Source organism: Paracoccus onubensis, assembly GCF_003591515.1.
In the GTDB taxonomy this organism is placed as follows: Bacteria; Pseudomonadota; Alphaproteobacteria; order Rhodobacterales; family Rhodobacteraceae; genus Paracoccus; species Paracoccus onubensis.
In genome coordinates this window covers 1-14,019 of record NZ_QZCG01000027.1, presented here as the reverse complement: position 1 = coordinate 14,019, position 14,019 = coordinate 1, and the positions used below count along the sequence as shown (strand labels likewise).

14 protein-coding genes are annotated in these 14,019 nt (G+C 60.5%); 6 read left to right on the top strand and 8 right to left on the bottom strand.

The window, feature by feature from the left end; all coding sequences use genetic code 11:
* The 4 genes from D3P04_RS22740 to D3P04_RS22725 all read right to left on the bottom strand — a co-directional run.
* The coding region (locus D3P04_RS22740) for an efflux RND transporter permease subunit (protein WP_147391980.1) at window positions 1-1,942 on the bottom strand (1,942 nt) is incomplete at its 3' end.
* Window positions 1,939-3,042 (bottom strand): efflux RND transporter periplasmic adaptor subunit, encoded by a 1,104-nt coding sequence (locus D3P04_RS22735; protein ID WP_119752171.1) that lies wholly within the window; start codon window positions 3,040-3,042, stop codon window positions 1,939-1,941. The genes D3P04_RS22735 and D3P04_RS22740, both read right to left, overlap by 4 nt.
* 145 nt (window positions 3,043-3,187) lie before the next feature.
* Window positions 3,188-4,012, bottom strand: a complete 825-nt coding sequence (locus D3P04_RS22730; protein ID WP_119752170.1) for a 2-dehydro-3-deoxygalactonokinase — start codon at window positions 4,010-4,012, stop codon at window positions 3,188-3,190.
* Between the two features lie 139 nt (window positions 4,013-4,151).
* On the bottom strand, window positions 4,152-4,442 hold the full coding sequence (locus D3P04_RS22725) for a DUF2218 domain-containing protein (RefSeq protein ID WP_119752169.1): 291 nt from the start codon (window positions 4,440-4,442) through the stop codon (window positions 4,152-4,154).
* Between the two features lie 153 nt (window positions 4,443-4,595).
* Between D3P04_RS22725 and D3P04_RS22720 the strand changes: the two genes are divergently transcribed.
* From D3P04_RS22720 to dtd, 6 genes are all read left to right on the top strand, one after another.
* On the top strand, window positions 4,596-5,501 hold the full coding sequence (locus D3P04_RS22720; RefSeq protein WP_119752168.1) for a siderophore ABC transporter substrate-binding protein: 906 nt from the start codon (window positions 4,596-4,598) through the stop codon (window positions 5,499-5,501).
* Window positions 5,501-6,454, top strand: coding sequence for an ABC transporter permease (locus D3P04_RS22715; RefSeq protein WP_408634418.1), 954 nt, complete (start codon window positions 5,501-5,503; stop codon window positions 6,452-6,454). Before D3P04_RS22720 ends, D3P04_RS22715 begins: the two co-directional genes overlap by 1 nt.
* Window positions 6,447-7,406 (top strand): iron chelate uptake ABC transporter family permease subunit, encoded by a 960-nt coding sequence (locus tag D3P04_RS22710; RefSeq protein ID WP_232845143.1) that lies wholly within the window; start codon window positions 6,447-6,449, stop codon window positions 7,404-7,406. The genes D3P04_RS22715 and D3P04_RS22710 overlap by 8 nt, the downstream gene beginning before the upstream one ends.
* Window positions 7,403-8,161: an iron ABC transporter ATP-binding protein gene (locus D3P04_RS22705; protein WP_119752166.1), complete on the top strand. Its 759-nt coding sequence runs from the start codon at window positions 7,403-7,405 to the stop codon at window positions 8,159-8,161. Before D3P04_RS22710 ends, D3P04_RS22705 begins: the two co-directional genes overlap by 4 nt.
* A 305-nt stretch (window positions 8,162-8,466) precedes the next feature.
* Window positions 8,467-8,691: a hypothetical protein gene (locus tag D3P04_RS22700; RefSeq protein WP_232845142.1), complete on the top strand. Its 225-nt coding sequence runs from the start codon at window positions 8,467-8,469 to the stop codon at window positions 8,689-8,691.
* Window positions 8,688-9,137, top strand: a complete 450-nt coding sequence (gene dtd, locus D3P04_RS22695; protein WP_119752165.1) for a D-aminoacyl-tRNA deacylase — start codon at window positions 8,688-8,690, stop codon at window positions 9,135-9,137. The genes D3P04_RS22700 and dtd overlap by 4 nt, the downstream gene beginning before the upstream one ends.
* Before the next feature lie 106 nt (window positions 9,138-9,243).
* On the opposite strand, the gene D3P04_RS23835 is transcribed toward dtd, so the two are convergent.
* From D3P04_RS23835 to D3P04_RS23510, 4 genes are all read right to left on the bottom strand, one after another.
* A complete protein-coding gene (locus D3P04_RS23835; protein WP_232845141.1) occupies window positions 9,244-10,383 on the bottom strand; it encodes a Hint domain-containing protein in 1,140 nt (379 codons plus the stop codon).
* A gap of 223 nt (window positions 10,384-10,606) precedes the next feature.
* Window positions 10,607-12,346: a Hint domain-containing protein gene (locus D3P04_RS23830; protein WP_232845140.1), complete on the bottom strand. Its 1,740-nt coding sequence runs from the start codon at window positions 12,344-12,346 to the stop codon at window positions 10,607-10,609.
* Window positions 12,347-12,545: 199 nt separating this feature from the next.
* Window positions 12,546-13,274, bottom strand: coding sequence for a DUF2793 domain-containing protein (locus D3P04_RS22680; RefSeq protein WP_119752164.1), 729 nt, complete (start codon window positions 13,272-13,274; stop codon window positions 12,546-12,548).
* The coding region (locus D3P04_RS23510) for a GTA baseplate fiber-binding domain-containing protein (RefSeq protein ID WP_456299495.1) at window positions 13,261-14,019 on the bottom strand (759 nt) is incomplete at its 5' end. The genes D3P04_RS22680 and D3P04_RS23510, both read right to left, overlap by 14 nt.

Here is a 14,019-nt window from a genome sequence, read left to right as displayed (position 1 = left end):
GTCTGATGAAGCTGGCCACCTCGGTAACGGTATCGAGTTTGGGCCGCAACTCGGTGATCACATCGCTCACGCTTTGCGTGCGCTCTTCCCAGGGGGACAGCGTCACGATCAGGATCGCGCGCCGCAACTCGCCCCATGTGCCGACGATGCTGGTCACATTGCTGATCGTGCCCTCTTCCCGCATCGGCTCCAGCATCGCCTCGATCTTGCGGGTGGCAGCGTCAGTGAAGGAAAGGTTCGATCCCTGCGGCGCGTTGATCGTGATCATGAACTGACCCCGATCCTCGTCGGGTTGCAACTGGCGGGGCAGGCCCTGATAAATCGCGAATGCCGAAGCCACGGCGAATGCGCATATGGCAAGGATCGGAACCGGGCGCGCGATCATCCGGGCAAGCAGGCGGCCATAAATCCGTTCCAGCCAGTGAATCACGCGGTCCACGATGCGGGTCAGAAAGCCGGGCTTGTCGTCGCGCGGCAGAACGATCGAGGCCAGCACCGGCGAGATGGTCAATGCGACGAAACCCGATACCGCGACGGCGACCGCAAGGACGATGCCGAATTCCGCGAAAAGCTGGCCGATCTGTCCTTCCATGAAGCTGACCGGCAGGAACACTGCGATCAGCACGGCGGTCGTGGCGATAACCGCGAAGCTGACCTGCCCCGCGCCACGCCGGGCGGCTTCTGCCCGGCTTGCACCCATCGCGCGGTGCCGCTGAATATTTTCCAGCACGACAATCGCGTCATCCACGACCAGACCGATGGCAAGGATCAGGGCGAACAGCGTCAGAATATTGATCGAAAAGCCCAGCATCATCATCGCCAGCCCCGCCCCAAGGGCCGAGATCGGGATGGTGACGACCGGCACCATCGACAGCCGCGCCGAGCCAAGAAACAGGAAGATCACGGCAGTCACCAGCAAGACCGCTTCGCCGAAGACCTTGGCGACCTGCTTGATCGAGCTTTCGATGAACACGGCCTCGTCGGCGGTCACCTGAAGCGTCATTCCGTTGGGCAGGGTGGGGCGAATGAGGTCCAGCTCTGCACGGACGGCGTTCGAGATGGCCACCGTGTTCGCCTGCGCCTGCGGCTGGATTCCCATGCCCAGCGCCAGAACCCCGTTCGAGCGGAAATTCGACTCGGTCTGCTCGGCTCCTTCCTCGATGCGGGCGACATCGCCAAGCAGAAGCGGGCGCGCGCCACCGTCGCGCACGACCATCTGCCGGAAGGCGTCCGCCGTGGTAAAGCGGGTTTGGGCCAGAACCTGCAGCTGTCTTGCGCCTGTCTCGATCTCGCCGGCGGGCAGTTCGACATTATTGGCTTCAAGCGCCGAGATGATATCGGTGGTCGTGATTCCATGCGCCGCCATGCGCGCCTGATCCAGCCAGATCCGCATGGATGGGGCGCGTTCGCCGTAAATGACCGTATTCGCGACGCCGGGCAGTCGCGCCAGACGGTCCTTGATGTAGCGATCGGCATAATCCGACAGTTCCAGCGGTGTCATGCCCGGGCTGGACAGGGCAAGCCGCAGCACCGGATCGCCCTCGCTGTCGTTCTTGTCGATACGGGGGCGGTCGGCCTCTTCGGGGAGGTTGTTCACCACCCTTTCGACCGCGTTCCGCACATCATTGGCGGCATTGTCGATATTTCGCGACGGATCGAATTCCAGAACCGTGCGCATGCGCCCACGTTCGGATGAGGTTGACATCGAGACGACGCCGGACACGCCGGCAAGCGCGCCTTCGATCACCGTGGCGACCTGACTGTCCACGACATCCGGCGAGGCGCCGGTGTAATCCACCCGGACCGTCACCTGCGCGGCCTCGACCTGCGGCAATTCGCGCACCGGCAGACGGGTCATGGCAACCGCACCGATCAGCACGATCAGAAGATTGAGAACCGTCACCAGAACCGGGCGACGCAGTGAAAGATCGGGCAGGCTCATCCGTCGATACCCGCCGTCGCGGGCGCATCGGCGGCGCGGGCAACGACGTCGATTTCCATTCCCGGCGCGACGCGATGCAAATTAGTCACGATGATCTGCTCGTCCTGCGACAGGCCGGAAACCACCTCGACCAATCCGTCGACCTGCTGGCCGACCGAGATTTCGGCCTGTTTCGCCACGCCATCCCGGGCGACAAGCACCAGATGACGGTCACCCTCGACGGTCAGGACCTGTTCGGGGATGGCGATCTGCTGCCGCTCTGCCAGAACCAGATCGACCTGCAGGAACATTCCGCCGGTCAGTGCCCGGTCGTCATTGGGAATCTCGCCCCGCAGCGCAATCGAGCGGGTGGCGGAATCGACGCGCGTATCAATCCGGCTGACCTTGCCTTCGAAAACCCGGCCCGGCCATGCGGCTGTCGTCACCTCGATCCGAAGCCCGGGCTCAAGCCTTGACAACTGGATCTCGGGCACGCTGAAATCGACTTCGATCAGCGAGCGGTCGTCAAGCGTGGTGACCGTGGTGGTGGCATCGACAACCTGTCCTTCGACCAGATCCGTCAGCCCCACGACACCGGAAAACGGCGCGCGAACCCGGCGGTCGTCCAGAATGACCCTTGCCCGGTCAAGCTCTGCCTCGGCCCTGAGCAGCGCGGCCTTGGCCGTCTGATATGCGGCATCCGATGCGCTGCCGGTTTTGTTAAGCTGCTGTTGCCGGGTAAAGGCGGTATCGGCTTCGGCAAGCGTCGCTTCGGCGGCCTTGACATCGGCCTGTTCGGCGCGGTCGTCAAGCGTCAGGAGAACATCGCCTTTCGCCACGCTTTGCCCCGGACGAAAGCCGATATGGGTGATCCTGCCGCCGGTTTCGGCAACCAGATTGACCGCATTCCGGGCCCGCGCCGTGCCGACCGCGCGGACCGTATCGCGGAAATTCCCGGTTCCGACCGGTATCGTCTCGACCGTCAGGGGGGAAGAAGAGGATTCGGGCCCTTGCGCAACGGCCAGATTGGGCGCAGCCATCAAGCGGTCGGTCACGTAAAGGCCGCCCGCGGCTGCGGCCAGAATGACCAAAACACCCAGAATCACCTTGAGGGCACGCATCTCTCACTCCAGACAGCACGCAATGAAGCCACGGGACGAGGCCTGACAATAACATGTGATAACCATCGTCAAAATCGCGCAAATGACAGGCTGCGGCAACTGATATTCGCGTGTATGGTGGCAATTTCAGGCTTGGGTGATGCGATCAGGCCCGGGTTGCCTGAACCTTGGGCTGTATTTTCCACGCCGCATGCAGCCCTGCCAGCAATGCGGCATCGTGATCGGGGCGCAGGATCGCGCCCCCCTGCCGCTCCACTGCCAGCGCGTAAAGTCCGGCAAGTGGGCCGTTTCCGCATATTGCGACGGTTTCGCCCAGCCAATAGGGTTTGGCGTCGGCCAGTTCGCAACCGATCAGAAGCCCGGCAAGCTGCGCTGCGCCCGATCCCGTCGCCCCCCGCAAGGCAAGCAGGCGGCCATGTGCCCGGTGCGGACGGCTAAGCGCGTCGTCAAGCGCAGACAGGAAAATATCGGGTTCCGCGATAGCGGCATTTGCGCAATCGCCGGCCATCCATTCCATGAATTCGCCGCTGAGATAGCCGTGGAAATGGCAGATTTCCTGTGCCGATACCCGTATCCAGTGGCTGTGCCTGCCGGTGATGCAGATCACACCGTCGAATTGTGGATCGGCTGCCACCAGCCCGGCGACAAGCGCGGTCTGACCGTGAAGCCGCGCCTCTGGTTCGGCCTGCGTCACGCCGCGCGCGATCCGGAACGGCTGTTTGCCTGCAGTGGCGTCAACCAATGCAAGCTTTGCGGAGGTCGGGGCGGCTGCGAAATCCTGGGCGGGATAGGTTCCGCTCATATCCGCCAGCAGTAACGGCAGGTCGGGGAGCGCCTGTAGCGCATCTGCAAGCGCCGGAATTCCGACACAGGCGCATTGGTCCTGTCCGGTCGGGGTTGGCCCCTGCATCGACCAGCTTCGCAGGGATTTTCCGTCATATTCGGCAGCTATCCAGTTCGCGGCGCTCATTCATCGATCCTTGGGGATGGTTGCCGGGCCCGGATACCAGATATGACGGGGAAGGTCAGCCGTAGAGATGTGCATTAAGCTTAACCGCAGCGATTAACCTTAATGCGCCCGCGCGGGACAAGATCAGTCCGGTCGAGGCTCAGGAAGCGGGCGCGCTCCAGTTTAGTGGTTGCGGGTCTTCCCGGAAGGCAAAGCGCAGGAGATGGCTTTCAAGTACATCCCGCAATTGCTGCAAATCATCTTCCCCTGCGGCATCGGCAGTCAGGCGCAACCCCTCGGGGGTCGTTTCGATCGTGGCGTCACCCATTTCAAAATGAAGTTGCGCATGATCATCCTGCATCTCCACATCGATCTTGTGGCCGAAATGTTTCGACAATGTGGCCAGAAGCTGCGGGCCGCGGGCGGTGGGAAAGTCGGCGGTCTGTTTCATGATGTTCCTTGAATCTGCATGGCAAGGGAAATTCCGGCTTAACCGCTGGGCGATATGAGCGCAATTCCCGACAAATTCATTAAGGCAAATCTTTACCTATCTGGAACTCGGGGCTAATCAGGCCCGGAACCCGCCGACCTGAAGGAATCCGCCATGCGTTGTCTCATTTTACCGGGCCTGCTGACCGTTGCCCTGACATCGGCAGCCCTTGCCGATGAGGTCACGATCCCGACCGCACAGGGAGAGGTTTCCGTTGCCGCCGACCCCAAGGTGATCGCCGTGCTGGATATGGCCGCAATCGACACGTTGCAGGCGCTTGGGGTGATGCCCGATGGCCGGCCGAACGAGCTTTACATCGATTATCTTCCGGATGTCGAAGAGGCGGCAGCGCCCGTAGGCACGCTTTTCGAACCGAATCTTGAAGCACTTGCCGTTCTTGACCCCGATCTGATCATCATCGGCGGACGCTCGGCCGGGCAGCTCGAGTCGGTGTCGCAGATCGCGCCCAGTATCGACATGACGATCGGCATCGATCTGATATCCGATGCCAAGGCCCGTCTTTCCGCCTATGGCACCCTGTTCGGCAAAGAGGATCAGGCGGCGGAAATGACGGCGGCGCTTGATGAGAAACTTGCCAAGACCAGGGAAGCCGGAAAAGGGAAGGGTAGCGCCCTGATGGTCATGACCAACGGCCCGAAAATGGCGGCTTACGGTACGAATTCGCGCTTTGGCTGGATTTTCGACGCGACCGGCCTTGAAGAGGCCAGCAACGGGCTGAAGGGCGATACACATGGCGATGCGATAACCCATGAATTCATCGCCGAGGCCGATCCCGACTGGCTGATCGTGCTGGATCGCAGCGTTGCCGTGGGTGAAGGCGGGCAATCCGCCGAGGCGACACTGAAAAGCCCTCTGATCGCAGAAACCAAGGCGTGGAAATCCGGCCAGATCATCTATCTTGACCCGGCCAGCAGCTATATTTCGGGCGGCGGTTACAGATCGCTGAGCACAGGGCTGGAGCAATTGGCCAAGGCATTGAACAGCGTTTCAGAAAACTGATGCGATATCTGCCGGGGGCAATTCTGGTCCTTGCGCTGCTGATGCTGGCCAGTCTTACGGTCGGCGCGGCCAGCGTGGATCTGACGACGATCCGGCAGGATCCCTATGCGATGCTGGTGTTGCTGGAATCGCGGCTGCCCCGGACCCTGGCGGTCGCCCTGACCGGCTCGGCGCTGGCGGTGGCGGGGGTGGTGCTGCAAAGCCTGGTGCGCAATCGTTTTGTCGGCCCCGAAACCACGGGCACCGCCGAAAGCGCGGCGCTTGGGCTGCTTGCGATCACCATCCTTGCGCCGGGCGCGCCGATCTGGGCGCGAATGGGGGTGGCCAGCCTTGCCGCAATGGCGGGAACCGCCCTGTTCGTGACCATCATCCGGCGCCTTCCCGTGCGCGAGGTGATGCTGGTGCCGATAGCCGGGCTGGTTCTGGCCGGGGTGCTGCGTGCCATCGCAACCTTTATCGGCTGGCAGACGGATCTGCTGCAATATGTCGATGGCTGGCTGATGGCTGGCGAATTTTCGGGCGTGATCGCGGGGCGTTACGAATTGCTGTGGATCGCCGCGCTGGCGGCGGGGCTGGCATGGTTCGCGGCGGACCGTTTTGCGATACTGGGGCTTGGCGATCAGGTGGCGACCGGGCTGGGCCTGTCGGTTCGGGCGGTGATGCGGCTGGGGCTGGCGGTCGTCGCGGTGGTGATGGCGATGGTGATGACGACGGTTGGACTGATCCCGTTTCTGGGGCTGGTCGTGCCCAATATCGTCGCCCGGATCATGGGGGACAATCTGCGCGCCTCGATCCCTGTGGTCGCGGTGTTCGGAGCGGCGCTGCTGCTGGCCTGCGACCTGATCGGACGCCTGATCCGTTATCCTTACGAAATCCCCGTCGGCACGATTCTCGGCGTGATCGGCGCGGCAATCTTCCTGTGGATGCTCTATGCAAGGCCGGCCCGTGGATAAGCGCCTGCGCCTGATCTTCGCCGGCCTTGGGCTTGTGCTAATGGTCGCGATTGCGGTCTGGATGCTGCAGGGCTTGCCTGAAGGCCGGGCGCGCAGCTTTGTTCTTGGTCTTCGGGCCGAGCGTCTGGCAGGCCTGCTGCTTGTCGGCGTCACCACGGGGGTGGCGACGGTCATGTTTCAGACCCTTGCCGGAAACCGGGTGCTGACACCGCAGATCATGGGCTTCGATTCGCTGTATATCCTGCTTCAGACCATTCTGGTCGCCGGGCTTGGCATCACCGGTTTCGCAAGCATTCCGACCTGGAGCAAGTTTCTGCTGGATACCGCCGTCATGATCGCATTGGGGTGCATCCTGTTCGGCAGCCTGCTTGGCCGCGGCAGCCGGGATATCGCCCGCACCATTCTGACAGGGGTTATTCTTGGCGTCATGTTCCGCTCGCTTTCCGCCTTTATCGGGCGGGTGCTGGACCCGAACGAATTTGCCGTTGTCCAGCAATCCAGCTTTGCCAGCTTTGGTCATCTGGACGCGGCCCTGCTTCCGGTCGCCGCGATATTGACCGCCGCCGCTGTCGGCCTTGCGCTGTCGATGGCCGGACAGCTTGATGTACTGGGGCTGGGCCGGGACCGGGCGGTTGCGCTGGGGCTTCGGCACCGGCGGGTCGTCTTCGTGACCCTTGGGCTGGTGGCCGTGCTGGTCGCGGTGCCGACAGCGCTTATCGGGCCGGTGACATTCTTCGGGCTGATCGTTGCCGGGCTGACCCACGGTATCCTGCGCAATCCCCGCCACGCAATGCTGCTTCCCGCCGCCGGAATGATCGCCGCCATCATGCTGATCGCGGGCCAGCTGGTCTTCGAGCGGCTGCTTGGACAGGCGAGTTTCCTGTCGGTGGTGATCGAATTCGCGGGCGGTCTGTTCTTCCTGTATCTTCTGCTGAAAGGACGCATCCGATGATCCGTATCGAGGATGTCAGCCATTCCATCGGCCCGGCAAGGATCCTGCACGATATCCGCACCGGGTTTCCCAAGGGCCGCCTGACCGCCCTGATCGGCCCGAACGGAGCAGGGAAATCGACTCTGGTCCGGCTTGTCGGCCGGCTGGAGAACCTTCAATCGGGCCGGATCTCTGTTGACGGGCATGATCTGGCCCTAACGCAGACCCTGGAACTGGCCCGGGTGATGGCGATCCTTGGGCAGGATACCGCGATCGCAAGCCGCCTGCGTGTGCGTGAACTGGTGGCGTTCGGTCGCTGGCCGCATCACAATGGCCGTCCCCGTGCGGATGATCATGCCAGAGTGGAGACCGCGCTTGAGAATTTCGCCCTGACGCAGCTTGCGGACCGGTTCCTTGACGAAATCTCGGGCGGGCAGGCGCAGCGGGCGCATATCGCCATGTGCTTTGCCCAGGACACGCCTTGGCTTTTGCTGGACGAGCCGCTGAACAATCTGGACATGTCCCATTCCCGCGCCTTGATGCAACGGGTCTCGGATCTGGTCCGGCGGCAGGGCCGCAGCGTCGTCATGGTCGTGCATGAGATCAATTATGCCGCCGCCTGGGCCGATCATATCATCGCCATGAAGGATGGCCGGATCATGGCCGAGGGCGATCCCGATACCGTGCTGAACCAGCGGACGCTGTCCGAACTCTACGACGCCGATGTGCAGGTCTCGCGCCATCAGGATCGTCCGCTTGTGCTGCATCACGCCTAGAGGCTGTCGGGGTCTGGAGGGAACCGTTCGGTAATCTCCGAAGCCGGGCAGCGGTGGGGCGCTGTCCCGTCGCCGACAGGTCTCTTGAACCAATGGCGCGACCTGCCGGCGCCTCTGAGGTATTTTTACAAAGAAGAAATGCGGTTATCCGAAGTCGATAACCTGTAGCGCGGTATATGCCTTCAAGTCGATCCGCCCTCTTCGGAACCCTGTTTGCCAGCGCAATGATGACGCATTAGATTGCCGTCGAATCCGGTGCGGGTGCGGCCCTTGGGTCTTCGGCGATCAATCAGAAGGAACGTGATTTGACCATTTTCGATATGCTCGTCTGGGGCGGTGCGGTGTTGACGCTGCTGGGGCTGGTGGCGCTGTTCTGGTGCATCGTCACGGTTTTCCGCCTGCGCCGCGCGGCCCCCGAGCCAGAGGAATTCCGCGCCCGGATGCAGCGTGTCGTCGCGGTGAACACGGGCGCATTGATGCTCTCGGCGATCGGATTGATGTGCGTCGTGCTCGGGATCATTCTGGGATGAGGGCGCTTGTCCAGCGGGTCAGCGAGGCCTCGGTCGAGGTCGAGGGGCAGATCATCGGCAGGATTGGCCACGGGCTGTTGGTACTGGTCTGCGCAATGCGGGGCGATGACGAGGTAGCGGCCGGGAAACTGGCCGCGCGGGTCGCTAAACTGCGGATTTTCCGGGACGATGAGGGACGGATGAACCGGTCCCTTGCGGATGTCGCCGGCGGGGCGCTTGTGATCAGCCAGTTTACGCTGGCAGCCGATACACGAAGCGGGAACCGCCCCGGCTTTTCTTCGGCCGCGCCTCCCGATACCGGTGAGCGGCTTTACCTGCATTTTGCCGAGAACCTGCGAAAAGCGGGTATCCCGGTGCAGACGGGCAGTTTCGGGGCGGATATGAAGGTCCGTCTTCTGAATGACGGCCCGGTGACGATCTGGCTGGATACGGCGGACAGGGCCTGACGGGCGGGTCGTTCGGAGGGCGAGTACCGGTTTTGCGGCTGGGAAACTTTCCCCGTCCGGTCTGTTGAACCGGGCAGGGATTTGATTTCGAAAGAGATCCAGGGGATCAGCGGCTCAACAGCGGCATGCCGCGTTTTTTATGCCGCGCGACCAGTTGCTTGATCTGCTTGCCCTGCTCGGGGATCGGGCGGGCGGATTGCGCTACGAAATCCGGTTCGGTGATCTCGGGGAACAGGGTCACGATCTCTTTCCGCGCTTCGGCGGGGACGCTTTGCAGGGCGATCGGGCCGGTGAACAGGCTTTCGGTCGGCGCGTCTTCCGAAAAGATCACCTGATGCTTGTCGAAAAGGATGTGGAAATAGGTCACCTCCTCGCAATCCTCGATGATCTCGATCCCGTCCAGGCCGACCAGCTTGATGGCGGGGATCAGGATTTCCTCGGCCCCGAACATCCGCTGCGCGATTTTCGAGCGGATCAGCACGCGGTGCTGACGGCTGACGGTCAGGTCACGCTCGGGCAGCCCGCCGCCCAAAGCACCGGCGGCGATGCGGATCGGTTTCAGCTTCGGGTTCTGCGCCAGATCGATGGCATCGCGGCTGGTGGACCCGATCCAGCGGATGGGCTGATAGCCGTCATCCATGGTGGCGATCATGTCGCCAGGACGGAGGTCTTCGATCGGTTTGTTGCCGTCACTGGTTTCGATCAGCGTGCCGGAGGTGAAGCAGACAGATTGCGCGCCCATTTCGAAATGATTACTTTTCGGGGCTATATATCCTAGAATTTTCAATGCTGTATCTGGAGGCGGAACATCCCCTAAAAAAATCAGATAATGTCCTCCTTCAAGTATCTCTTGGCCAGGTGTCCCATTCCAGCGAAAGTCATTACTATCATCAAGATCAATATCGATAACAGCAACTTCGTAGATCTTAAAATTTTCATCATATAACGAAAAGCTGTAATCATAACTGGCTGCGTGATATTCGCCGTCTATTTTTATAGATTGTTCTTTAACCCCTCCCACGCGAAGAGCTGGATTGAAATCATCCTTGTTATAACCACCTGCAAATTTACTGGAATCGGCACCATCTTCGATAGGAACATCCGAACGCACGACTTGTTTGAATGTTGTGCCGGTATAGCTCCACTCCCGCCCTCCACGCAAACTTTCGGAATAATCTGCCCGCTCTCCATTTATAACGCTTTGAGATCCCAGAATAATTTTGTCGTAAAGATAATAATTACTCATTACATACCACCTTTCATTGCAACTATGATGGTGGAGATTTATTGCGATTATCTTAACAACGCCCTGAAAGATCTTCGATTTTTCCCGTATTTAATAATTTCAATGACGCGATGAAGCGGATGCTATATCGTTTGCAAGGAAAGAAGCCACCCAATGGGACATTGACTCATGGTGAAGGGCAGCCTGAGATGGGCTGCCCTCTGAAAGGAAAGGAGTCGTCCAATCAGCGGCTCAACATCGGCATGCCGCGTTTTTTATGCCGCGCGACCAGTTGCTTGATCTGCTTGCCCTGCTCGGGGATCGGGCGGGCGGATTGGGCCACGAAATCCGGTTCGGTGATCTCGGGGAACAGGGTCACGATCTCTTTCCGCGCCTCGGCGGGGACGCTTTGCAAGGCGATCGGGCCGGTGAACAGGCTTTCGGTCGGCGCGTCTTCCGAGAAGATCACCTGATGCTTGTCGAAGAGGATGTGGAAATAGGTCACCTCCTCGCAATCCTCGATGATCTCGATCCCGTCCAGGCCGACCAGCTTGATGGCGGGGATCAGGATTTCCTCGGCCCCGAACATCCGCTGCGCGATTTTCGAGCGGATCAACACGCGGTGCTGACGGCTGACGGTCAGGTCACGCTCGGGCAGCCCGCCGCCCAAAGCGCCGGCGGCGATGCGGATCGGTTTCAGTTTCGGGTTCTGCGCCAGATCGATGGCATCGCGGCTGGTGGACCCGATCCAGCGGATGGGCTGATAGCCGTCATCCATGGTGGCGATCATGTCGCCAGGGCGGAGGTCTTCGATCGGTTTGTTGCCGTCACTGGTTTCGATCAGCGTGCCGGAGGTGAAGCAGATCAAAGGGATTGCTTCCAACTCGCCTTCATAGTTGGCTTGGTAGGATATGCCCGGTATATACGTATAATATGTCGTTTCGAATCCCGGCGTGTTTACTGATGGGCTGTTAGGCTGAACAACGTCAAACACATTGCGGCCTGCCGGCACCGCGAACGCATATTCCTCGAAGGACGAATAGGTTTCATTGCCTATCGCAAACTGGGTGATCGTGGTCATGTTACCGTTGTTTTCGTCGCCAAGCATGGTCACGGAACCATCATCGTTGAGTGAATACCCCTTTGCACTGAATTGAGCTTGAATTAAGGCGGTTCTCGATTGCTCATCGATGGTCATGAGCGGAGGATTGCCGGACCCGTCATCGGTAAAGGTAACCTCGTAGCGTTCGACATACCCCCAGCCGAAACTGTTACTCATACCGATCAGGTATGATTTTCCACTTTCACTGTCTTGGATAACCCTGAAGCCATCCACATTGAGAGCCGCCTGGGAATCGATTTGGCCCGGAATGCTTGACTGATCCATGTCAACCAGGCCATCGGCATTTTCAAAACCATTTGTATCCAGTTTGATCGCCGTGGATTTGCCTGTTTCCAGATCAACCAGCAGGCTTCCGCTTTCTGTGCTGACGGTAGAATTGGAATTGCTGGCAAAAAGGTATTCTGTTCCGTCCACTTTAACAAAACTTAGCGCATCCTGATCTTCGGGAGGATGACCATCACCATTATATGGCGTGATCAGTGTCCCGTCATCATTTGAAATTGGTTCAACTGTAACAGGAATTGTAGCAACGCCGTCAGCATCTGTGGTTACCTCACCCGCCGGAACGATTTTAACCAGAAATTCGTTCGGCTGATAGGTGACACCATTATAATCGAAACTATAGGTTGCACGCGCATGCGCATACATGTCCCCATTTTCGGATACCACAACGTTATCGAGCTGTGCGCCATTGCCAGGATTCCCGTCAAATACGTATTGTCCGGCATCGTTCTGATAGTCTTGATTGGCCACAAACTGATATTTTGCCACAATACTCCCTGATGAACCCTCTGTTCCGGGAACATTCACGGCCATTAACTGACCGCTATTTCCACCGCTGTTTACGATAATTATAGACATGCAAAATTCTCCCGATTAAACAAAAACTGCCCTATTGTAACGCGAATATCCGACGCATCCATATAGGTCTATAAACCTGCCACCAATTCGTTCCATATTCGAAACAGTCTGCCCTCATATTTTTTCCGGCCCACAAATCAGTGCATCTTTTCCGCGTTGCTCCACGGCTGACTACAGCACCATTCCACCCATAACCGCGTCACACCCCCTCCCCCGGAAGCCGCAATTCCAGCCAATGCACGGCCAGCCGTACCCGGCCGCCCTCGAAGGCCCCATTCTCGGCGGTCATGATCAGCTTCCCGGTCTGATAATAGGTCACCGGCGAACCCAGAAGCCCCCGCGCCCAGGATCCCCTGCCGATACCAAGCCCCTTTCCGAAACGATCCTCGGCGCCGGCCTCGCCGGAACCCAGCTGCCAGCCGGTCAGGGATCCGCCCAGCGGCTCGATAACCCGCGCCACCGCTCCGATGACCATGACGCCCGCGGGAATGGCGACCGGAGCCGTGATGCGCTTCCCCTGCCCGACCGTGAATTCACCCTCGGCCATTCCCGCGACAAGTCCCGAACCCTGCCTGCCAAGCGTCAATGCCCCGGGAACCCAGCCAGCACCGTCATGAACTGCCTCGACACCACGATCCAGAATGAAGCTGCGCATCCCCGCCAGGGCAGGCAGGAAGATCCAGCCGCCATTCGCCGCGACCGCGATCCCACCCTCATGCCCGGCCCATGCACCCTGCGCCTCACCAGCCACGCCCCAGCATTGCCCGTCCACCGAAGCGAGGGGCGGCACAGACAGGTCGATGCTTTGAAGAACCAGATTGACCATGCCGTCAAGCCGCATCAGAGCCTCATTCACCGTCACATGTTTCTGCGCCTGTGCAGGTTGCAACAGCGGCATTCCCAGCCGCGCGGTGTCATTCGCTTCCATCGACATTCCTCCTGACAAATGGGCCCGCGCCGAAGCGCGCCGACATCTGGGCGACCTCGACCGTAAAAGCCCCGCCAGCCTTCGCGGCCAGCCATATCCGTTCCGGCACCTCGTATCCGGGCACCGTCAACTCACATTGATGCAAAAGCTCATGCCCCCGGCGCAGCCGCAGAAGATAAACTTCCTCCGACTCACCCAGTGGCACGTCGCGGCCGCTCCAGTCATCGCCATCGATCCGGGTTCGCCGTATCCAGCCGATCCGCCGCCCATCGATCCGCAGATGACAGGGCGCATATGGCCGCAATCCGATCCCCTGCGCGGTTGTCGTCAGGCTGACATGACTTGCATCGTCGGGCGCGCGCCGCGCCGGACCGATCCGCCAATGCCTCTCCTGTCCCCGCGCCGATGGCGGCATCGCCACCTGCCGCGCCGCACCGTCCATCAGAACCACCAGCGAGCCTTCCGGCCATTCGCGCGGCATGACCCCATCCGTCCCCGCCTGCCCTCGCAGACGCTCGCTGATTTCCCAGATATCGCCGCCCAATGGCTGCGCGCGGGCGAATTGCATCAACTCCCAGCCTTGCGGCGATCCATCCCCGATCGCCAGCAGATTCGCCCCCGACAGCAGCGCCCTGACCCCGACCGAGCGCAGCTGTCCGCCCTTGACCTGCAACCTCAGCGGCGCACCCCGGTCGATCACCCCCGGTCGGGCGCGAACAAGAGGCGACAGCGTACGCCCCACCAC

Bases quoted from the DNA above. Each gene is read 5' to 3' on its own strand.
- D3P04_RS22735 (WP_119752171.1), bottom strand. From the start codon at position 3,042: ATGCGTGCCCTCAAGGTGATTCTGGGTGTTTTGGTCATTCTGGCCGCA.
- D3P04_RS22730 (WP_119752170.1), bottom strand. From the start codon at position 4,012: ATGAGCGCCGCGAACTGGATAGCTGCCGAATATGACGGAAAATCCCTG.
- D3P04_RS22725 (WP_119752169.1), bottom strand. From the start codon at position 4,442: ATGAAACAGACCGCCGACTTTCCCACCGCCCGCGGCCCGCAGCTTCTG.
- D3P04_RS22720 (WP_119752168.1), top strand. From the start codon at position 4,596: ATGCGTTGTCTCATTTTACCGGGCCTGCTGACCGTTGCCCTGACATCG.
- D3P04_RS22715 (WP_408634418.1), top strand. From the start codon at position 5,501: ATGCGATATCTGCCGGGGGCAATTCTGGTCCTTGCGCTGCTGATGCTG.
- D3P04_RS22705 (WP_119752166.1), top strand. From the start codon at position 7,403: ATGATCCGTATCGAGGATGTCAGCCATTCCATCGGCCCGGCAAGGATC.
- dtd (WP_119752165.1), top strand. From the start codon at position 8,688: ATGAGGGCGCTTGTCCAGCGGGTCAGCGAGGCCTCGGTCGAGGTCGAG.
- D3P04_RS23835 (WP_232845141.1), bottom strand. From the start codon at position 10,383: ATGAGTAATTATTATCTTTACGACAAAATTATTCTGGGATCTCAAAGC.
- D3P04_RS23830 (WP_232845140.1), bottom strand. From the start codon at position 12,346: ATGTCTATAATTATCGTAAACAGCGGTGGAAATAGCGGTCAGTTAATG.
- D3P04_RS22680 (WP_119752164.1), bottom strand. From the start codon at position 13,274: ATGGAAGCGAATGACACCGCGCGGCTGGGAATGCCGCTGTTGCAACCT.